18 protein-coding genes are annotated in these 19,719 nt (G+C 30.8%); 15 read left to right on the top strand and 3 right to left on the bottom strand.

The features are described 5' to 3' along the window. The first annotated feature begins 108 nt into the window (after positions 1-108). Positions 109-1,557 carry a B12-binding domain-containing radical SAM protein gene (locus tag IJI93_RS01890; RefSeq protein ID WP_292808156.1) on the top strand — a complete coding sequence of 483 codons (1,449 nt, stop codon included), beginning with the start codon at positions 109-111 and terminating at the stop codon, positions 1,555-1,557. A 476-nt stretch (positions 1,558-2,033) separates the two neighbouring features. On the opposite strand, the gene IJI93_RS01885 is transcribed toward IJI93_RS01890, so the two are convergent. Then, entirely contained in the window at positions 2,034-2,723 is a 690-nt protein-coding gene (locus tag IJI93_RS01885) for a class I SAM-dependent methyltransferase (RefSeq protein WP_292788302.1), read from the bottom strand. Between the two features lie 558 nt (positions 2,724-3,281). On the opposite strand from IJI93_RS01885, the gene IJI93_RS01880 reads away from it, so the two are divergent. The 9 genes from IJI93_RS01880 to IJI93_RS01840 all read left to right on the top strand — a co-directional run bounded on the left by IJI93_RS01880 (position 3,282) and on the right by IJI93_RS01840 (position 13,065). Continuing rightward, complete coding sequence (locus IJI93_RS01880) at positions 3,282-4,223, top strand: AraC family transcriptional regulator (RefSeq protein ID WP_292808155.1); 942 nt, start codon at positions 3,282-3,284, stop codon at positions 4,221-4,223. Between the two features lie 221 nt (positions 4,224-4,444). Continuing rightward, complete coding sequence (locus tag IJI93_RS01875; protein WP_292788299.1) at positions 4,445-6,235, top strand: ABC transporter ATP-binding protein; 1,791 nt, start codon at positions 4,445-4,447, stop codon at positions 6,233-6,235. Then, a complete protein-coding gene (locus IJI93_RS01870; RefSeq protein WP_292788297.1) occupies positions 6,235-7,980 on the top strand; it encodes an ABC transporter ATP-binding protein in 1,746 nt (581 codons plus the stop codon). The genes IJI93_RS01875 and IJI93_RS01870 overlap by 1 nt, the downstream gene beginning before the upstream one ends. A gap of 50 nt (positions 7,981-8,030) precedes the next feature. Beyond that, the gene (locus IJI93_RS01865) at positions 8,031-8,612 is read left to right on the top strand and encodes an MptD family putative ECF transporter S component (protein WP_292788295.1); all 582 of its coding nucleotides are present in this window, start codon (positions 8,031-8,033) and stop codon (positions 8,610-8,612) included. An 8-nt stretch (positions 8,613-8,620) separates the two neighbouring features. Continuing rightward, entirely contained in the window at positions 8,621-9,340 is a 720-nt protein-coding gene (locus IJI93_RS01860; RefSeq protein ID WP_292788293.1) for an energy-coupling factor transporter transmembrane component T, read from the top strand. Then, positions 9,333-10,778 carry an energy-coupling factor ABC transporter ATP-binding protein gene (locus IJI93_RS01855; RefSeq protein ID WP_342765167.1) on the top strand — a complete coding sequence of 482 codons (1,446 nt, stop codon included), beginning with the start codon at positions 9,333-9,335 and terminating at the stop codon, positions 10,776-10,778. The genes IJI93_RS01860 and IJI93_RS01855 overlap by 8 nt, the downstream gene beginning before the upstream one ends. Before the next feature lie 188 nt (positions 10,779-10,966). Further along, positions 10,967-11,488: a FumA C-terminus/TtdB family hydratase beta subunit gene (locus IJI93_RS01850; protein ID WP_292788289.1), complete on the top strand. Its 522-nt coding sequence runs from the start codon at positions 10,967-10,969 to the stop codon at positions 11,486-11,488. A gap of 94 nt (positions 11,489-11,582) precedes the next feature. After that, positions 11,583-11,906 carry a hypothetical protein gene (locus tag IJI93_RS01845; RefSeq protein WP_292788287.1) on the top strand — a complete coding sequence of 108 codons (324 nt, stop codon included), beginning with the start codon at positions 11,583-11,585 and terminating at the stop codon, positions 11,904-11,906. Between the two features lie 4 nt (positions 11,907-11,910). Next, a complete protein-coding gene (locus tag IJI93_RS01840) occupies positions 11,911-13,065 on the top strand; it encodes a TIGR03576 family pyridoxal phosphate-dependent enzyme (RefSeq protein ID WP_292788285.1) in 1,155 nt (384 codons plus the stop codon). On the opposite strand, the gene IJI93_RS01835 is transcribed toward IJI93_RS01840, so the two are convergent. Then, complete coding sequence (locus tag IJI93_RS01835) at positions 13,055-13,972, bottom strand: biotin--[acetyl-CoA-carboxylase] ligase (RefSeq protein WP_292788283.1); 918 nt, start codon at positions 13,970-13,972, stop codon at positions 13,055-13,057. The two genes, IJI93_RS01840 and IJI93_RS01835, sit on opposite strands and share 11 nt — an antisense overlap. A gap of 15 nt (positions 13,973-13,987) precedes the next feature. Further along, positions 13,988-15,478, bottom strand: coding sequence for an acetyl-CoA carboxylase biotin carboxylase subunit (locus IJI93_RS01830; protein WP_292788281.1), 1,491 nt, complete (start codon positions 15,476-15,478; stop codon positions 13,988-13,990). A 73-nt stretch (positions 15,479-15,551) separates the two neighbouring features. Here IJI93_RS01830 and IJI93_RS01825 point away from each other — a divergent pair, with 73 nt between their 5' ends. From IJI93_RS01825 to IJI93_RS01805, 5 genes are all read left to right on the top strand, one after another. Further along, positions 15,552-16,187 (top strand): METTL5 family protein, encoded by a 636-nt coding sequence (locus IJI93_RS01825; RefSeq protein WP_292788279.1) that lies wholly within the window; start codon positions 15,552-15,554, stop codon positions 16,185-16,187. 236 nt (positions 16,188-16,423) lie between these two features. Next, positions 16,424-17,251, top strand: a complete 828-nt coding sequence (locus IJI93_RS01820) for a putative RNA uridine N3 methyltransferase (protein ID WP_292808154.1) — start codon at positions 16,424-16,426, stop codon at positions 17,249-17,251. 340 nt (positions 17,252-17,591) lie between these two features. Next, the gene (gene rpl3p / locus IJI93_RS01815) at positions 17,592-18,602 is read left to right on the top strand and encodes a 50S ribosomal protein L3 (RefSeq protein WP_292808153.1); all 1,011 of its coding nucleotides are present in this window, start codon (positions 17,592-17,594) and stop codon (positions 18,600-18,602) included. A 2-nt stretch (positions 18,603-18,604) separates the two neighbouring features. Beyond that, complete coding sequence (rpl4p, locus tag IJI93_RS01810) at positions 18,605-19,369, top strand: 50S ribosomal protein L4 (RefSeq protein WP_292808152.1); 765 nt, start codon at positions 18,605-18,607, stop codon at positions 19,367-19,369. A gap of 21 nt (positions 19,370-19,390) precedes the next feature. After that, positions 19,391-19,651 carry a 50S ribosomal protein L23 gene (locus tag IJI93_RS01805; protein WP_292808151.1) on the top strand — a complete coding sequence of 87 codons (261 nt, stop codon included), beginning with the start codon at positions 19,391-19,393 and terminating at the stop codon, positions 19,649-19,651. The last annotated feature ends 68 nt before the right edge of the window (positions 19,652-19,719 follow it).

Here is a 19,719-nt window from a genome sequence, read left to right as displayed (position 1 = left end):
ACATAAATTAGGTGGATTGATTTTGGTGGGGATGTTTTGGGAGTGAAATTTATATGCTTAAAAAATATTAATATTTTATTATATAATTTCAATTTTGCTTGTGATATGATGAAAGTAACTTTTTTAAATCCTCCTCAAACAAATTCCAAATATAAGTTTTTAGGTGTTGTGGCTCCTTCTCTTGGAATAGGTTATATGGCTGCAGTTTTAGAAAAAAATGGTTTTGATGTGGATGTGTTGGATGCATCTGCCTTAGAATTGACATATGAGGAGATTGGAAAGGAGATTTTAAAAAGAAAACCGGATATTGTATCAATCAGCGCACTTACACCAACAATTGGTGTTGCATTAGACTCTGCTGATAAAATTAAACAAGTAAAACCTGATACTATTGTTGTTTTTGGAGGATATCATCCCACTTCCGAATTTCAAAGTGTTTTGGAAGAACCTAGTGTGGATGTTGTTGTTCGCGGTGAAGGTGAATACACATTACTTGACCTTGTTCAAACAGTCGAAGAGGGTGGTGATTTAAGAAATGTTAAGGGTTTGGCATTTCATGATGAAACAGATAATTCATTAGTTTTAACACCAGATAGGCCTGTTATTCTAGATCTGGATGAGTTACCCTTCCCTGCATTTCATTTATTCCCTATGGAAAAATACAGGATTCTAAATATTACAACGAATGTGGCCACGATTATTACCACTAGAGGTTGTCCAATGAAGTGTTCATTTTGCTCCTCAGCGGCTTTACATGGGGATAAATTAAGGAGAAGATCTTATCAAAATGTCTGTGATGAAATAGAGCTTCGCTTAAAAGAGGAAAACATTGACACAATTGCTTTTATGGATGATACATTCACGTTAAATAAGAGATTTGTTAGAGATTTATGTCATGAAATTAAAAGAAGGAATCTTAAATTTTGGTGGGGATGTACTTCAAGAGTTGATACTTTAGATGAAGATTTACTTCAAACAATGAAAGATGCTGGTTGCATTACTATTTTTATTGGTGTTGAAAGTGCAGACCAACAAATGCTTGAAAAAATGAACAAAAACATTACAGTTTCAAAAACTGAAAAAGCATTTAGGATTGCCCGTAAAGTGGGTATTAGAACTATTGCATCATGCGTTATTGGAATGCCTGAAGATACAAAAGCAACAATCAAAAAAACTATCGATTTTGTTAAGGGGTTAAATCCAAATTATGCATTATATAGTTTAGCAACCCCTTATCCTGGCACTAGATTTTATAATGAGACTTTTAAGAAGAATTTAATTCTTATCAATGATTGGTCAAAATATACTCTTCTTGACCCTGTTCTAGAAACTATTGATTGTTCAAGTAAAGAATTAAGAAGTATCCAAAAGAAAGCTTATATTAAATTTTATTTGAGGCCGGGTTATTTGTTAAGACAAGTTTCACAGGATGGTTTCGTTCTTTTGAAAACAATTTTTGGTGTTATAAAACAACTTATTTCCAAACAGACTAACGGAAATACTGATTATAATAAAACGAATATAAATAAAAATTGTGTTGGGGACACTTCTAATTAATTTCTTTGTTGTTGTTTGATTTTTAATGTGTGAAAAATGAATTTTTGATTTTCATATATTTTTTTTTAGTTATTTCAGAAAGTTAGTTTTGAATAGTTTAATGCGAGGTCATGTTAAAAAATATATTATGTTTCCAACAACATCTTTAATCAAAAATTTCCCTTATAATTTTAACATTATTATGCAAGAATTCTCCGGCTTAAAGAAGCAGGAGAGGTTAAATCAAAAGTGTTGGATAATGCAGTATATCCCTACTTGACATGGTAATTTGTCCTACACTTTTTCTTCTATGTTTATATAAAAATTAGTATTAACAGATATATTAAATTTGTTAAAATTAAAATACCTGTCGGCGGAGCAAATGTTAATATTAAATTTGGTCAAAAAAATAATATTAAATTAGATATAATCAATAGCTATTTTTTTGGTTAATTCTAGAATATATTCAGTAAATTTCTGTTTCTTGTCAGTATTTTTTATTTCCTTGCTGTCACTGTCATCCACTGCAGGAATCTGTCTGAAATAGACACGTTATTATAGTTATCATCAACTATCTTTTCACTGTCGTTTGATTTGATGATTTCCTTTTTGTTTTTTCCATCTCTTAAATAGACTGTAATTTGATCATAGTCATTGTTTCGCAGAAAAGATGTGATTTCATTATCGTCATACATTTCCATATCGATAAAGTGCTTCCAGAATCTCATGAAATTATTTGAACCATTTGTTTCTGTTCCAATTAAAAATATTCCTCCCGGTTTCAGGACTCTTTTTACTTCTCCAAAGCATTTTTCAATATCTGGCCAGAAATAAACAGTTTCAAAGGCAGTTACTATATCAAATGTATCATCTTCAAATGGCAAGTTTTTTACATTACTATTCATGATTTCAACTTTTCCTTCATTGATTAATTTTTTATTAACTTCTTTTGATAATTTCACACTTTCTTCACTATAATCAATACCATAGACTTTTTTAGCATTTTTAGCCATTCGTTTTATGTTTATTCCGCCTCCGCAACCAACATCTAGTATAATATCATCGGAGTTGATATTCAAATGCTTCAATCCCCATAGTGAAACGGGGGTGTGTTCTTTGTTCATTGATTTTAGTTGAATGTTACCTAGTTTTCCTTGAGGTTTACGCATGTTGTCAAAAAATCCCATTAAATCACCATATTCTGTTAATTTTCTTTGAGTAGTTCATAAATTCATTTCCTATATCTTCAGCAATTCTTCTGTATTTTTCATCATTAATGTTAAAAATGCTCAAACAATGGTGAGATAATTAATAATATATTTCTATATATTACTATTATCCCACTCATTATTTACAAAAAGGTTGAATAATTGGATAATTATTGTATCAATAAATTTCAGTTGTAACCAAATTTTCATATTTCTGATTATTTTGAGTTAATCATTGCAAACAACCAAAAAACAATACCAATATTAATCAATAGGATTCCAAGGATAACTAAAAAGATGTTTATTTTATTTTTATATGGGCAGGTATTATTTTCAAGGAGTTAATACTAATGCAAATAATGTTATAAATGCAATGGAGGAAATTAAATAGAATCCTACGCCAAATATCGGTAAATGTTTTTTAGCTATAATATTAATTATTATTTTTACATTATATAAATTTTTAGGTATGCCTAAATAAAATAATTTAAATCATATATTGAAATGTTTTATAGCAGTAAGAATATAATTTAAAATATGAATGAAAGTCTCTACAGATTATTTGATGATGTTTTTGTCACAGATTTTTCCATATCTGGGGATGATTATAAAAAAATCATCGATTTGGGGGATTATGGTAAATTTGAAACGTATTCATTATTCCCAGGCATTGTTCTGGCATTTATAGATATTAACCTACAAAATCATGAGGAAGTGTATGTCGAAGAAAAGCTTTCCTCAAGGTTGCTTCAAATAAATCATTGTCTCGATGGCAGGTATGCATATGGTGTAGGTGATGATAGAATAATCTATTTTGGAAAGGGTGATTTATGCATTAGCATCTATGAGTTGACTAAAACCTTGTCTGATTTTCCTTTAGGTTTTTATAATGGTTTAGAGATTTTTATAGATGTTGATGTAGCTAATGAGTATATTAATCAAATCATTCCAAATTTTGATTTGGTAGAGTTTTATGAAGATTTAAAAAAGTTTCAAGGGTATGTCCTGCTTCGTTCAAATGATAAAATAGATCATGTCATCGGTGAATTGTATAATGTTGATAATAGAATTAAATTGTCTTATTATAAATTAAAGTGTATTGAACTATTGCTGTTCTTCTCAATAACTGATTTTGTTCATCATGAAAATATTTCTATTACCAAACAACAAGTTAGAATTGTTGAAGATGTTAGAAAGGAGTTAATAAAAGATTTGGAAAGTAAAATTACTATTGATGATCTTGCAATACGTCATAATATCAGTAAAACAACTTTAAAAACTTGTTTTAAAAAAGTTTATGGAAAGCCTATTTTCAAATGGAGGAAGGAATATAAATTGGAATATGCATGTAGATTAATTGAAGATAATCATTACACTATTTCTGAAATTTCAAAAAAGGTAGGTTATTCTTCACCTTCAAAATTTACTCAGGCTTTTAAAGATTATGTTGGATGCACTCCCTCTGAGTATAAAAAATAAATTTTGTCCTTTTGGTATATTTATTGTCTTTTTAGTTCAAAAATATTTATATATCAATTTAAATAATATTTTATACTGAATACTGGTTTATCTAGTTACTTTTAATTAAAATACATTGTAACTATTTTTAATTGTTTTTTTAGGATATTATTAATCTTTTGTCCTTTTAGCACAATTTTAAATTTTTAGGTAAACCTAAATTATATTTTAAGGCGATATTAATGTCAAAAACTCAAAATAAAAATAAATTTATTAGGTTATTAAATTATTCAGGTAACTATAAATATTTAACAATTTTAGGCATGTTTTTATCAGCTTTAAGTGCAATTTGTTTATTAGTTCCGTTTATTTATATATGGGACGTGGTCAATGCCCTATTAGCAGTTGCCCCTGATTTTACAAAAGCTCAAAACTTGGATGTTTATGCGATTAATGCATTTACTTTTGCGGTATTGGGGATAATTTTAAACTTTTTTGGTTTAATGGGCACTCACTTATCTGCATTTAAAAATGAAAAGAACATGAAAGATGCTGCTATAAATCATTTACTCAGACTACCTTTAGGTTATTTTTCAAACCATACAAGTGGTGGTCTTAGAAAGGTAATTGATTATAGTACTACAAAGACAGAGACATTTCTGGCTCATCAATTGTTTGATTTGACTGGAGCTATTGTAACTCCAATTGTATTTTTAATATTGTTATTCAGTTTTGATTGGCTTTTAGGATTAATCTGTTTAATTCCAATTATATTATGTTTTGTATTCATGTATCCTATGTTTTCAAAAGAATCTCAAAACATCATGGAAGAATATCAGAAATATCTTGAAGAAATGAATGGTGAAGCAGTAGAATATGTAAGAGGAATTCCGGTTACAAAGGCATTTCAGCAAAGTGTTTATTCATTTAAAAATTTTATCAATGCTATTAAGAAATATGGAAAATTTTCAGCCGAATACTCACTTTCAACTCAGCTTCCAATGACAGCTTTTACTGTATCAATCAATGGATTTTTTGCATTATTAATTCCTGCGGGGATATTGCTTGCAGGTTCACTTGTAGATGTAAAATTCTTTGCAAACTTTATGTTTTATATTATTTTCACTCCAATTTGTGCGGTGATGATGAATAAAATAATGACAGTTTCCCAAGATTGGATGTTGGCAAGTTATGCTTTAGATGGTATCGAAGCCATTCTAAATGAAAAACCATTAGTTGAAACAAGCAATCCTCAAAAACCTAAAAATCATTCAATAGAGTTTGAAGGTGTTTACTTTGATTATGAAGCGACTGAGAGTGATGAACATATTTTAAATAATGTCAATTTGAAAATTAATGAAAATGACTCTGTTGCATTAGTTGGCCCATCAGGAGGCGGTAAAACCACAATTGCATCATTAATTCCAAGATTTTGGGATGTTAATCAAGGCTCAATTAAAGTGGGGGATGTTGATGTTAGAGACATCTCAACAAAAGAATTAATGAAAAATATTTCATTTGTATTCCAGAATACAACTTTATTCAAAGATTCAATTTATAATAATGTTGCAATTGGTCGAAAAGGAGCATCAAGAGAAGATGTTAAAAAAGCATTGAGTTTAGCCCAATGTGATGATATTATTGATGAGCTTCCAGATGGGATAGATACAGTAATTGGAAGTGAAGGAACATATCTTTCTGGAGGCCAGCAGCAAAGAATCGCACTTGCAAGAGCAATTCTTAAGGATGCTCCAATCATTATTTTAGATGAAGCAACTGCACTGGCTGATCCAGAAAATGAATATATGATTCAAAAAGCTATTTCACAAATCACTAAAGACAAAACCGTAATTATGATTGCACATAGGCTGTCCACAGTTAAAAATGTGGATAAAATCTTTGTGGTTGAAAATGGAAGAATTGTTGAAGAGGGCAATCATGATAGTCTGGTTGATGGTGAAGGCCTGTACTCTAGAATGTGGGATGAATTTAACCGTTCTATTCAATGGAAAGTTAAAAGTGAGGGGATATAATGTTATCTGAGTTTTTTTCTAAACGATTCGGACTTACAAAAGCAGGTTCCGATAATTTGATTAAAGGAATCATTTATACTGCGCTTGTGGACATATCATTAATGTTTCCTGTCGGATTATATGCTCTGCTTATCTACATGTGGGTAGAGCCGTTGACAGGTGGTGAAATAATCGATCCGAATCTTGGAATGTTTATCGTGTTGATATTGATTGTTTTAGGAATTATTTTTGCATTCGCATGGAAACAATATCATTTCGTATTCAATACAACATATGTTGAAAGTGAAAACAGAAGAATTAATCTTGGTGAGAATTTACGAAAACTACCTTTATCCTTTTTTGAAAACAGGGACTTGGCTGACTTAACTGCAACAATTATGAATGACTGCACTGATTTGGAGCATGTATTCTCACATGCAGTTCCACAATTGTTAGGTTCAATTGTTTCTTTATGTATTGTTTCAATTGGAATGTTTATATTTGAATGGAGATTAGCTATTGCACTTTTATGGGTGGCTCCTGTTGCATTTATAATATTATTTATTTCCAAAAGACTTATTTATACGGGTGGAGATATTGTAATGGCTGATTTACTTAATTGTGGGGATGCTATGCAAGAATGTATTGAATCAATTAGGGATTTGAAATCTTACAATTATGAAGATGAGTATTTTGGAAAAATCAGCAGTTTAACTTCAACAATTGAAAAATCAAGGATTAAAGCAGAGTTAATGTCAGCAGCAGGGGTTATAATAGGAAAAGTTGTATTAAACTTAGGAATCGTTTCTGTTATTCTTTTAGGTTCATATTTGATAGTAAATTCACAAATATCAATTTTTACCCTTTTGATATTCTTGATAGCCTCTGCAACAGTTTATTCCCCTCTGGAAAACGGGCTAATGTTTTTGGCTGAAATATTCATGATGGATAATAAAATTACTAGGTCTAAAGAAATTGAAAGTCAGGTTGTTGAAGGTGGATTAGCTGATTACTCAATAGAAAGTTATGATGTTGAATTTGAAAATGTCAATTTCAATTACGATGATTTAAAAGATGTCTTGACCGACATTTCATTTACCGCAAAGCAGGGTGAAGTTACAGCTCTTGTCGGACCATCAGGTGGTGGTAAAAGTACTGTGTCTAAACTTGCTGCAAGATTTTGGGATCCAGTTTCAGGCACTGTATCTCTTGGGGGTCAAGATTTATCAAAATTGGATTCAGAAAAACTTTTAGAAAACTTTTCAATTGTTTTTCAAGATGTGATTTTATTTAATAATTCAATTTTAGAAAATATTCGTGTTGGAAGAAAAGATGCGACTGATGAAGAGGTGATTGAGGCTGCACGTCTTGCAGAATGCGAAGAATTTGTCTTAAAACTTCCAAATGGATATGATACCATAATAGGTGAAAATGGTGACCTTTTATCTGGTGGTCAAAGACAGAGAATCTCAATTGCAAGAGCCTTGCTTAAAAATGCAAATGTGATTTTATTGGATGAAGCAACCTCGTTTTTGGATGTTGAAAATGAATCTAAAATCCAAAAAGCACTCTCCGAGTTGATTAAAAATAAAACAGTCATCATTATCGCTCACAGAATGAGAACAATAGCCAATGCTGATAAAATTGTAGTTTTAGATGATGGTAAAATTGCAGAGCAAGGAAAACCTGAAGAACTAATGGTGAATAATGGATTGTTTAAAAAGATGGTTGATTTACAAAACTTAAGTGGAGAATGGCAAATATAAATTCTTCACGATTATTTTCATTAATATAATATAAAATAGGAGGTCATATTATGAGTGAAATGATAAATGTAAAAGATTTAATCACTGTAGGTATTTTTGCGGTGATTTTGACAGTTTTAATATTTCTTTTTGGAATGTTGGGATACATTCCTATATTGATGATTGGATTGCCAATCATTGCGGCATTGATTGCTGGAATTCCATATATGTTGTTTTTAACTAGAGTTGATAAATTTGGAATGGTAACATTATTGGGATTAATTTTGGGAATTGTAATGTTTTTAAGCGGTCACACTTGGATTCCAATTGTAGTTTACACTATTTGTGGATTAATCGCAGACATAGTTTTAAAAATGGGAAACTACACATCTATTAAAAATTCAATTGTTAGCTATGGTTTTTTCTCATTAGGTGTATTTGGTAATATGTTGCCATTTTACATTTTAAGAGATTATTTTGTCGAATCAATTCGTGCATCCATGGGAACTGATTATGTAAATGTAATTTTACCATTTTTAACAAATGAAATGTTAATTGTGTTAATAATAGTAACATTCATTGTAGGTTTAATAGGAGCATATATTGGAAAAATTGTTTTGAAAAAACATTTCAAAAAGGCAGGAATTGCTTAAGTGATATTATGGGATTAAAACTAAATTTTAATTTAGATCCAAGGACTAAAATTATAATTCTGGTTCTGATAAGTTTCATGGTTTTTAATGAAGTACCTTTATATATTAGTGGAATTTTAGTTTTAGTTCCATTTATTTGTTTATTCTTTTCAAATCGTATTAAACTTGCTTTAAGTTATATTTTAATATATATTTTTGCAAAATATATTCAGATTTATCTTCTTCCAACAGCAACAGGGATAATCGCGATATTTCTGATAATGTTTAGTTATACCGCCACTAGAATGTTACCCATTTTAATGATGGGATATTATACAATTCAAACAACAAAGGTAAGTGAATTTATAGCTTCAATGGAAAAAAGCAACATCCCAAAAGAGATTACTATTCCGCTTTCAGTTATTTTCAGATATATTCCATCAGTTTATGAGGAAATTAAATCAATAACTGATGCGATGAAAATGAGGGGTTTCGGTTTGAATGCTAAATCATTGAAAAATCCATTAAAATTAATAGAATTTTATATGATTCCGATTTTAGTCAATGCCATTAAAACGGCAGATGAGCTATCTGCAGCTTCCCTAACAAGAGGTTTAAGCAATCCTATAAGTAGAACTCATTTTGTAGAAGTTAAATTGAATAAAATAGATTATGTTTTATTAGTTATTTCATTTATGGGTTTAGGGATTTATGCATATTATTTTTTAGGAGGTGTTTTATTTGCTTAAAATTGAGGATATTTCATTTTCATATGATAACAATGAAACTAATTATAATTTAGCAGATATTAATCAAAATATTAAAGAAGGTGAAGTCATTCTACTTTGTGGAGAATCAGGTTGTGGAAAAACAACTTTAACACGTATTATTAATGGACTTATTCCTAACTTCTTTAATGGAACAAAACAAGGAAATGTGTATTTGAAGGATAATTTAATAAATGAAATTCCCATTTATGAAATATCAAAATATGTAGGTTCTGTTTTTCAAAATCCAAAAACCCAATTTTTCAATGTTGATACAACCGGGGAAATAGTTTTTGGATGTGAAAATCTTGCAATGGATGTTGATGAAATAAAAAGTAGATTGGATCATGTCGTAAAGGATTTTAAAATACAACCTCTTCTTGATAAAAATATTTTCAAATTATCTGGCGGTGAAAAGCAGAAAATTGCATGTGCATCAGTATCTGCAGTTTTTCCGGATTTATTCGTCTTAGATGAACCTTCTTCAAATTTGGATGCTCAATCTAGTTGGGATTTGGAAGATATTATTAAAAATTGGAAACAATCTGGAAAAACAGTAATTATTGCGGAACATAAACTGTTCTTCTTAAATAATGTTGTAGACCGAGTTTTATTTCTTGAAAATGGGCGAATTACTGAAAAATGGTCTATTGATGAGTTTAAATCTATAAATCATAGAGATTATGGTTTAAGACAAATAAATTTGGAAAATTTATATGTTAATCATGATGGGTATTATTCAAATAATCAAGATTTAATGGAACTTAGAAATTTTAATTTTAAATACGGTAAAAAGCAAGTATTAGATATTGATGGGGTTAAAATCCCAAAAAATGAGATTATTGCCATCATTGGAAAAAATGGGGCTGGAAAATCTACTTTTGCGAATTGTTTATGTGGTCTTAAAAGGTCTTGTAAAGGGGAGATTATTTGGGGTGATGTTCATTTAAAAAGAAAGGACTTGCTTAAAAAGACTTATATGGTGATGCAAGATGTTAATCACCAATTATTCACTGAAAGCGTACTTGATGAAGTATTGTTAAGTATGGGTGAGGAAAATATTAGTCGTGCTGAGGAAATATTAACAAACTTAAATTTAATTCATCTAAAAGAAGCACATCCTATGGCATTGTCTGGTGGTGAAAAGCAAAGAGTTGCTATTGCATCAGCCATTGCATCGGGTAAAGAAATTTTGATTTTTGATGAACCGACAAGCGGGCTTGATTTGAAGAATATGATGAAAGTTAGTGAGAATTTAATTTATCTTCAAAAATTAGGCATTACTTCATTTATTATCACACACGATTTTGAACTAATTATGGATGTGTGTTCCCATGTTCTACATATGGAAGATGGAAAAATTATTGATAATTATAAAATAAATGAAGATAAATTAAAAAATTTTTTCTTAAAAAATTGATTTAAGATTTAATCTTTAGTTATATCTGAGTAAATTAAACTGGTTGTTAATAGATTTCATTTCAACCATTAGATATTCATAATTAACTATTGTTTCTTCTTTCATGCCATTAAATTTATTAAAGCTAAAAATTTTATATAATTATAACTACATTTTTTTTAATAATCAAATATTATATTGGTGTATAAATGGAAAGAAGATTAAATGTTCCAATTAAAGATGAAAACTTAAAAGAACTTGAAGCAGGAGATGTGGTTTACCTAACTGGAAATATATTGACTGCTAGAGACCAGGCACATAAAAGACTTCTTGAACAAGGAGCTCCATTAGATATTCGGGGTGCAGTTTTGTTCCATGCTGGACCAATCATATCTCAAAATGAAGATGGCTATAAAATGGTTGCAATTGGGCCTACAACTTCAATGAGGATGAATCCATATCAAAGTAATGTTTTAGACATGGGACCAAAAATTGTTATTGGAAAAGGCGGCATGGATGATAATGTTCGTGAATCTTTGGTTAGAAATGAAGCTATTTATGTTGTAGCTACAGGAGGCTGTGCTGCATTATATGTTGATGCTGTTGAGGAAATTGAAAGTGTTGACTGGTTAGACTTAGGAATGCCTGAAGCAATGTGGAATTTAAAAGTAAAAGATTTTGGTCCACTTATTGTTGCAATGGACAGTCACGGAAATAGTCTATATGACTGATTTTAAAATCAAAAGCTAATGCTTATATATTATTTCATTATATAGTATATTTTAATTTATATGAAATTTTAATAATATTTTTGGAAGTGTAATTATGGCTGATATTAATGAAGCTGCAGAAAAAAAATTGAAATCTAGAATTAGGAAAATTAAAAAATGCAATAAAGATGATGCTGAAAGGGAAAAGTTTTTTAATCAATTAGGTACTTCTTTTACTATTTTCTTCCCAAACAGAAATCCTGATAAACTTACTGACGGTTTAAATTTATACACTGATCCTGAAGGTAAAGTTCTTTTTGCAGATTACTTTTATCAAATACCTGAAGAAGACCAGGATACTACTGTAGAAGTTTCTGTAAAAGACTTAAAAGCAGTTATCGAGTCACTTGAACAGTTTAAATTCCAATTAGATGAATGATTAAATGGTTATAAATAATTCTTTAGAAGAAGTTAAAAAAAGAGAAAATGCCCTTTCAATTATTAAAAATATAATTGAGACTAAAGGCAGGTCATCATTATTTGATTTAACTGGATTGTCTGGAGGATTTATCGCTTCTCCTTCTGAAATTAGTCTTTTAGAGACTTATGTCGGACCGGCTATTTTTGAAGATGAACTGCAAAAGGTTGGAAAAGAGCATATGGGTGGAGAAAAGATTCTTCCATTAAACAGAACTTCTTCAGGAATATTGGCTACAATTTTAACTCTTGTTAGTAAAAATTCAAATGTTGTACACTATCTTGCACAATTGCCAGCACATCCATCAATTCCAAGAAGCTGTAAATTGGTAGGTGCCAATTATTCGGAAACTGATAATTTTGAAGAGTTTTCAATACCTAAAAATACTTCTTTGGTCATTGTAACAGGTTCAACTATGGACCATAAGGTAATTGATGAAGAGGAATTCAGAAAAGTTATTGAAATGGCTCATGAAAAGAATATTCCTGTCATGGTTGATGATGCGTCTGGAGCAAGACTCAGAACTGTTGTCTTTAATCAGCCTAAAGCATGTGATTTGGGTGCTGATATTGCTATAACCAGCACTGATAAATTAATGCCAGGTCCAAGAGGAGGACTTATGGCTGGCAGGAAAGATTTAATCGATGAAATTAAAGTTAAAGTCCACCAATTTGGTCTTGAAGCTCAGCCGCCTGCTGTTCTTGCAATGTTGAATGGTATTAAAAATTTCGATGAAACAAATTTATTGAATAGCTTTTCTAGAAAAGATGAGTTATTTGAATTGTTAAATGCAAAATATGATAATTTTCAAACTACTCCTACAGGAGTCATGATTTCTCCTGAAGGTTTAGCAAATGAAATAACTGCTGAACATAATTTATCTGAAAATGATTTGGCATTTGTTTTTTCATTTATATTATTAAGAGATTATGGGATAATTACAATTCCTGCTGTTTCAATGCCTGGTGCATCTGCTACAATAAGATTTGATTTATCTACAAATGATGCATTTGGTTTGGATTTAAAAGATTTATGTAAAAAAATAGAATCTTCAATTAATAAACTACAAGAAGTAGTTATTAATGAAGATGAATGCAGGGAGATTGTATTTAGTTTTTGATAATACATTCTCCGGAAATTACTTTTTCTAAGGTTCCGTCAATTTTTTCAACAATTAGAGCTCCTTCTTTACCAATTCCTACGACATAAGCATCGTAGTATGTGTTGAAGGGTTCTCTAACTTCAACAATTTTTCCAATAGTATATGAACGTTTTCTCCATTCTTTTAGGATAGTTTCATATTCTTTATCTTGGAAAAGTTCAATAATTTTCTCAAGTTCTTCTAAGAATATGCTAATTAATAGATTTTCATCGCCATCTCTGTTAAGTTCTTCTTTAAGTGTTGTAGTGCCTGATTGTAATTCTTCAGGGAATTGAGATACATCTAAGTTGGCATCTATACCTACACCAACAATGATGTTTTCTATAGTATTAAATTTAGCAACGGCTTCTGTTAGGATTCCGCAAGCTTTTTTACCATTTATCATTATGTCGTTCGGCCATTTGATTTCAGGATTAGGAATGCCTACTCTTTCAAATGTTTTTGCTACTGCAACCCCAGTGGCTAATGTAATTAATGGCAATCTGGAATGGTCAACACTAGGGTTTAGGATAACTGATAACCAGATTCCACCTAATGGTGATTCCCAGGATTTGCCGGATCTTCCTCTTGCGTTTGTTTGTTTTTCGGAGATTACGACGGTTCCATTTTCGACATTATTCATTGATAAAAATTTAGCAACAGTATTTGTTGAACTGACTTCATTGTAAATGAATAGGTTTTTACCAATGAATTTGGTATTTAGATTTTTTGAAATTTCAGATGCCTTAATATATGTAGTTTCTTCTTTTCCAAGTTCTTTGACTACATTGGAAAAATCATCAATATTAATATTTTTAATTTCACTTATTGTTTCTTCAGAAAGTTTATTTTCTTTTTTTAATAAGTTAATAATTTCGTCTTTCATTAATTAATCTCCAATTTATTTTTGCATTTGCTGGCTTTTAATAGCATTTTGGTAAGATCCAACAGCAGCTGAAATTGCAGCTATCTTTTTACCCGGCATAAATGTGGATTTTAATTTATTCACATATTCTGCATCTTCTTCGATTACATTAATCATTTCCATATCTATACCTTTTTTGTGCTGGTCAATGAAGTGTGTATTCAAATCTCCAGATAGGAAGTTTGGATTTCTTAAAATAGCTTTATGGAATGGAATTGTAGTTTTTACACCTAAAATGACATATTCTCTTAATGCTCTTTTCATTCTATTAATTGCGTCATTCCTGCTTCTTCCATATGTGATTAGTTTGGAAATCATGGAATCATAAAATGTAGGAATAGTATAATTCATGTAAACTCCACTATCTAAACGCACACCAGGGCCTCCTGGAGACCGGTATCCTGTAATTTTTCCAGGATTTGGTGCAAAGTCATTTAAAGGATCTTCAGCATTAATACGGCATTCAATCGCATGGCCTGATACTTTAATGTCTTCTTGCTGGTAGCTTAATTCATCTCCTGCAGCAATTTTGATTTGTTCCTTAATTAAATCAGTGTTAGTTACAAGTTCTGTGATTGGATGTTCTACTTGTATACGTGTGTTCATTTCAAGGAAATAATAGTTGCCATTATCATACAGGAATTCAACAGTACCTGCACTGGTATATCCGATATACTCTGCAGCTTTAACAGCGCTTCCTCCCATTTCTTCCCTTAACTCTTCGGTCATAATAGGGGAAGGAGCTTCTTCAAGAAGTTTTTGATGTCTTCTTTGAATGGAACATTCCCTGTCTGCAACGTGAATTACATTTCCATGTTCATCTGCTAGCAGTTGGAATTCAATGTGACGTGGCTGTTCAAGATATTTTTCAATAAATACAGTAGAATCACCGAAGTTTGTTGCTGCCACGGATTGTGTAGATTCAATAGCACGTACAAGTTCTTCTTCCTCATAAACTGCACGCATACCAATTCCTCCACCTCCTGCGGATGCTTTAACTATTACAGGATATCCTATTGATTTAGCTATTTCTTTTGCTTCTTCAATATCACTAACACCTTCAGGTGTACCTTCAATTACTGGAACTCCTGCTTTTTTCATGAGAGCTTTTGAAGTAATTTTATCTCCCATCTGATTAATTACTTTTCCAGAAGGTCCAATAAGTTTAATTCCATTTTTTTCACATTCTTCTCCAAATTTTGGATTTTCTGCTAGAAATCCGTAACCTGGGTGTATGGCATCCGCTCCTGATTCAAGAGCAATACCTATGATTTTCTCTATATTCAAATATGATTGGGCCGGTGAAGGATTTCCTAACGGGTAATTTTCATCAGCATATTTTGTATATAGGGAAGTTTTATCTGCATCAGAATAAATAGCCACGCTTTCAATGTCAAGTTCACGACATGCTCGCATAACTCTTATTGCGATTTCTCCTCTATTTGCAATTAATACTTTTTCAAACATGTGAAACCTCATAAGTAATTTTTTTATAATATATTATATTATATATTAGATAATTATTAAATATATTGATAATATGATTAGAATTACTCGCAAAAAACATTTGGAAATGCAACTTCAGTCAATACCATCCCACCCAAAACCGAAGATTGGACTTGAACAGTATTCTACTCCTTCAGTTATAGCTGCCGATTTAATTTGGAATGCGGATTCTTTAGGTGATATTGAAAATAGGAATGTTTTAGATTTGGGTTGCGGAACTGGAATTTTTACTATTGGATCTGCATTAATGGGTGCAAATATGACATGTGGTGTGGATGTTGATGTCGATTCAATTAATTTGGCAATGGAGTATTGCGATAAATCAAATGTTGATAATGTAGAGTTTATATTAAGTGATATTAATGAATTTAATGAGTGCTTTGATGTAGATACTATAATTCAGAATCCTCCTTTCGGATCTCAAAGGAAAGCAAAAGGCGGTGAAGATTTAAATTTTGTCAAAAAGGCATGCAGTCTCAAACCGGATGTTTTATATTCTTTTCATATGGCTTCAACTGAAGAATTTTTAATTAATTTTTACGAAGAAAATAATTTAAAAATTACTCATATATTCAGATATAAGTTTCCAATTCCAAAGATTTATGATTTTCACACAAAAGAAAATCAAAATGTTGATGTAATTGTAATTAGAGCGTTAATTAATTTTTAATTTTTCTAAAAATCCTATTTTTTTTAGTTATTCCTATTGAAAAACAATACATTTATATACTCCTTGTCATATATTTAATATTAATATATTCTCTGAGTATAAAAAAGTTGGTAGCATAAAAAGAGCTACAGATATTATAATTGATATAATATTTTGTAAATGTGTAAGTCTATTTAGTGATAGCTATATAAATGTAGGGTAATCTTTATATACTTTAGTTTACATAATGTAAGGTAATGTATAAAGATGAGCTATCTATATTTATTCCAAATTCATTTCTTTCTGAGTCTAAAGATCTCAAAATTCGTACTTATAAAGTTGGAATTTTAGGAAGAGCTTTAGCTATTTTTCAAGCAGATAACGTGATTATTTACAATGATGATCATGATAAAAATGAAGATGGAGATCTTGATGGAGATTTTATTGCTGAAGTTCTGGATTATATGAATACTCCTCAATACTTGAGGAAAAAAGCGTTTCCTATAAAACCTGAATTGAAGCATGTTGGAATTCTTCCACCGCTTAGGACTCCTCATCACCCTGTTGATAATCAACCTGACGTCGGTGATTATAGGCAAGGTTTCACTGTTAAGAGAAATAAGAAAGGAACTTATGTTGATATAGGTATGGATAAACTTGCATTCTGTAAAGAGCAACTTACAGTTAAAAGAATTTTTGACTTTAAGATAACTAAAATTGCTAAGAAAGAAGTAATAGTCACACCTGATAAACCAGATGACGTTTACTGGGGATATAAAGTAATATCCTCTAATAAGAGTCTTAAAAATAGCTTAAAATTAATTAAACCTGATCTTGTTGTTGAAACTACAAGATATGGAGATTATATTGATTCTATTTTTGATGAATTAAAACATAAAGTAGATGAATGTAAAAGTATTGCTATTTTATTTGGTGGCCCTTATTCTTCAATTAACGAAGACGTTTCTAATGCTAATTGGGATTTATTTAAAATAAATACAATTCCTGGGCAGGGAACTGAAACTGTTAGGACTGAAGAGGCAGTTGTCGCTACACTTTCTTTATTTAACTTTATGAGATTTTAATTCTCTTTGATTTATTAGTTATATCGCGCTAATAGATAACTTGCTCAACTTTTTATACATTAATGTTTTTAGGACTCTCCTAAAAATTTACTTAGCGCAGAATGATTTATACATTAGATATATTCTTTATTGTGCTTCAATTGTTTAAAACTCAATAGGATATATTGAAATTTAATATTTATCTAGTTGTAATCTTTTTTACGGCTATTTATTATTTCGATGAGGTTATACATTGTGTAATTCTTATCAACTTGTAAAATGACTATTCATTTAGTTATTTAAAAAAAATTTGAATATAATTAAAAAATAAGGAAAAATATTAATAAGGAGGTTAAATTAAATGGTAAGACATCACCAGCCAAGAAAAGGGTCTGTTGCTTTTAGTCCAAGGAAAAGAGCAGCTAAAGAAACCCCTAGAGTAAAATCTTGGCCTCAAATTGATGAACCAAAATTACTCGGCCTCGCAGGTTATAAAGTCGGTATGACTCACGCTTTAGTCACTGATACTGATAAAAACTCTCCTACTAATGGTATGGAAGTTTTCACTCCAGTAACTGTATTGGAAGTGCCTCCGGTCGTAGTAATGGGAATTAGAGCTTATGAAAAAACTTCTCGTGGTTTGAAAGTAATCACCGAAGTACTTGCAGACAATTTAGATCAAGAACTTTCAAGGAAGATTTCTCTTCCTAAAGAGTACAATAAATCTGAAGCTATTGCAAAAATACAAGGTGCATTAGAAAACACAGAAGAAATTAGGGTATTAGTACACACCAATCCAAAAGTAACTAGCGTACCTAAGAAAAAACCTGACATATTTGAATGTGGAATTGGAGGAGCAAATCCTGAAGAAAAATTAAATACTGCATTAGAATTATTAGGTAATGAAGTAAAAGCTAGTGAAATCTTCAATGAAGGAGAATTTGTTGATGCTATTGCAACTACAAAAGGAAAAGGATTCCAAGGTGTAGTTAAAAGATGGGGAATTAGAATTCAATATGGTAAAGCTGTTAGAGCAGGTAAAGGTAGACACGTAGGTTCTATTGGACCTTGGACACCAAGAAGAACCATGTGGACTGTTGCACAAGCAGGTCAAATGGGTTACCATAAAAGAACTGAATTCAATAAAAGAATTTTAAAAATTGCATCAGCTGATGAAGTTGATCAAATCAACCCAGATGGTGGATTTGTAAAATATGGTGTTGTTAAAAATGATTATGTCTTAGTAAAAGGTTCCCTTCCAGGTCCTTCTAAAAGATTAGTAATTTTAAGACAGCCTATCAGACCTAATAATAAAGCTGAGGATATACCTCAAATTAATTACATAAGTACAAAATCTAAACAAGGGGTATAATCATGAAAGTAAACGTTTATTCTATTAATGGGGAAGTAAAAGAAGAAATTGAACTTCCAGCTATTTTTGATGAAGTATACAGACCAGATTTAATCAAAAGAGCTGTACTTTCAGCACAATCCGCTAGAGTACAACCATGGGGTAATGACCCAATGGCAGGTAAAAGAACTTCCGCTAAAGGATGGGGTTCAGGTAGAGGTACTGCAAGAGTACCTAGGATTAAAAATGGTTCAAGAGCAGCTTTCGTACCAATGGCTATTGGTGGTAGACAAGCACATCCTACTAGAGCTGAAAAAAATCATCACGAAAAAATCAACATAAAAGAAAGAAGATTTGCTATCAGATCTGCTGTTGCAGCAACAACTAATAAAGAAATTGTTGAAAACAGAGGACATAAAGTAGCAGATTTAGAACAAGTTCCTATTATTGTTGAAGATGAACTCGAAGCTGTAAAAACTGCTAAACAATCTCGTGAAATATTTGAGAATTTAGGAGTTTATGACGATGTCATCCGTGCTAAAGAAGGTAAAAGAATCAGAGCTGGTAGAGGAAAAACTAGAGGAAGAAAATACAAAAAAGTAAAAGGACCTCTTGTTGTTGTTGGTGAAGATAAAGGTATCTCTTTAGGTGCAAGAAACCACGCTGGTGTAGATGTTGTGGTTGTTGAAAACTTAAATGCTGAATTATTAGCACCTGGTACCCACGCAGGAAGACTCACTGTTTACACTAAATCAGCTGTTGAAAAGTTAGGAGGTTTATTCCAATAATTTGGAAAATAGGTGATTATTATGGATTCATACTCAATTATTATTAAACCTCATGTTACTGAAAAAACCATGAACTTAATCGATATGAATAACGAAATTGCTTTTGTTGTAAACCGTAAAGCAAACAAAGGTCAAATCAAAAGAGCTTTTGAAGATTTATACGGCGAAAAAGTAGCAAAAGTCAATACTCATATTACTACTAAAGGTGTAAAAGTAGCATACATTAAACTTGTTGAAGAAGAAATGGCAGAAGAACTCGCTGTCAGAATAGGAGTATTCTAAGGAGGAATTTGAATGGGAAAACGATTAATTCATCAAAGAAGAGGTAGAGGAACTCCTGCACACCGTGT

This window comes from Methanobrevibacter sp., assembly GCF_017431965.1.
Taxonomy (GTDB): Archaea; Methanobacteriota; Methanobacteria; order Methanobacteriales; family Methanobacteriaceae; genus Methanocatella.
The sequence above is the reverse complement of the archived record's forward strand: the minus strand, read 5'-3'. Positions and strand labels throughout refer to the sequence as shown.

Bases quoted from the DNA above. Each gene is read 5' to 3' on its own strand.
- IJI93_RS01890 (WP_292808156.1), top strand. From the start codon at position 109: ATGAAAGTAACTTTTTTAAATCCTCCTCAAACAAATTCCAAATATAAG.
- IJI93_RS01885 (WP_292788302.1), bottom strand. From the start codon at position 2,723: ATGGGATTTTTTGACAACATGCGTAAACCTCAAGGAAAACTAGGTAAC.
- IJI93_RS01880 (WP_292808155.1), top strand. From the start codon at position 3,282: ATGAATGAAAGTCTCTACAGATTATTTGATGATGTTTTTGTCACAGAT.
- IJI93_RS01875 (WP_292788299.1), top strand. From the start codon at position 4,445: ATGTCAAAAACTCAAAATAAAAATAAATTTATTAGGTTATTAAATTAT.
- IJI93_RS01870 (WP_292788297.1), top strand. From the start codon at position 6,235: ATGTTATCTGAGTTTTTTTCTAAACGATTCGGACTTACAAAAGCAGGT.
- IJI93_RS01865 (WP_292788295.1), top strand. From the start codon at position 8,031: ATGAGTGAAATGATAAATGTAAAAGATTTAATCACTGTAGGTATTTTT.
- IJI93_RS01860 (WP_292788293.1), top strand. From the start codon at position 8,621: ATGGGATTAAAACTAAATTTTAATTTAGATCCAAGGACTAAAATTATA.
- IJI93_RS01850 (WP_292788289.1), top strand. From the start codon at position 10,967: ATGGAAAGAAGATTAAATGTTCCAATTAAAGATGAAAACTTAAAAGAA.
- IJI93_RS01845 (WP_292788287.1), top strand. From the start codon at position 11,583: ATGGCTGATATTAATGAAGCTGCAGAAAAAAAATTGAAATCTAGAATT.
- IJI93_RS01840 (WP_292788285.1), top strand. From the start codon at position 11,911: ATGGTTATAAATAATTCTTTAGAAGAAGTTAAAAAAAGAGAAAATGCC.
- IJI93_RS01835 (WP_292788283.1), bottom strand. From the start codon at position 13,972: ATGAAAGACGAAATTATTAACTTATTAAAAAAAGAAAATAAACTTTCT.
- IJI93_RS01830 (WP_292788281.1), bottom strand. From the start codon at position 15,478: ATGTTTGAAAAAGTATTAATTGCAAATAGAGGAGAAATCGCAATAAGA.
- IJI93_RS01825 (WP_292788279.1), top strand. From the start codon at position 15,552: ATGATTAGAATTACTCGCAAAAAACATTTGGAAATGCAACTTCAGTCA.
- IJI93_RS01820 (WP_292808154.1), top strand. From the start codon at position 16,424: ATGTATAAAGATGAGCTATCTATATTTATTCCAAATTCATTTCTTTCT.
- rpl3p (WP_292808153.1), top strand. From the start codon at position 17,592: ATGGTAAGACATCACCAGCCAAGAAAAGGGTCTGTTGCTTTTAGTCCA.
- rpl4p (WP_292808152.1), top strand. From the start codon at position 18,605: ATGAAAGTAAACGTTTATTCTATTAATGGGGAAGTAAAAGAAGAAATT.
- IJI93_RS01805 (WP_292808151.1), top strand. From the start codon at position 19,391: ATGGATTCATACTCAATTATTATTAAACCTCATGTTACTGAAAAAACC.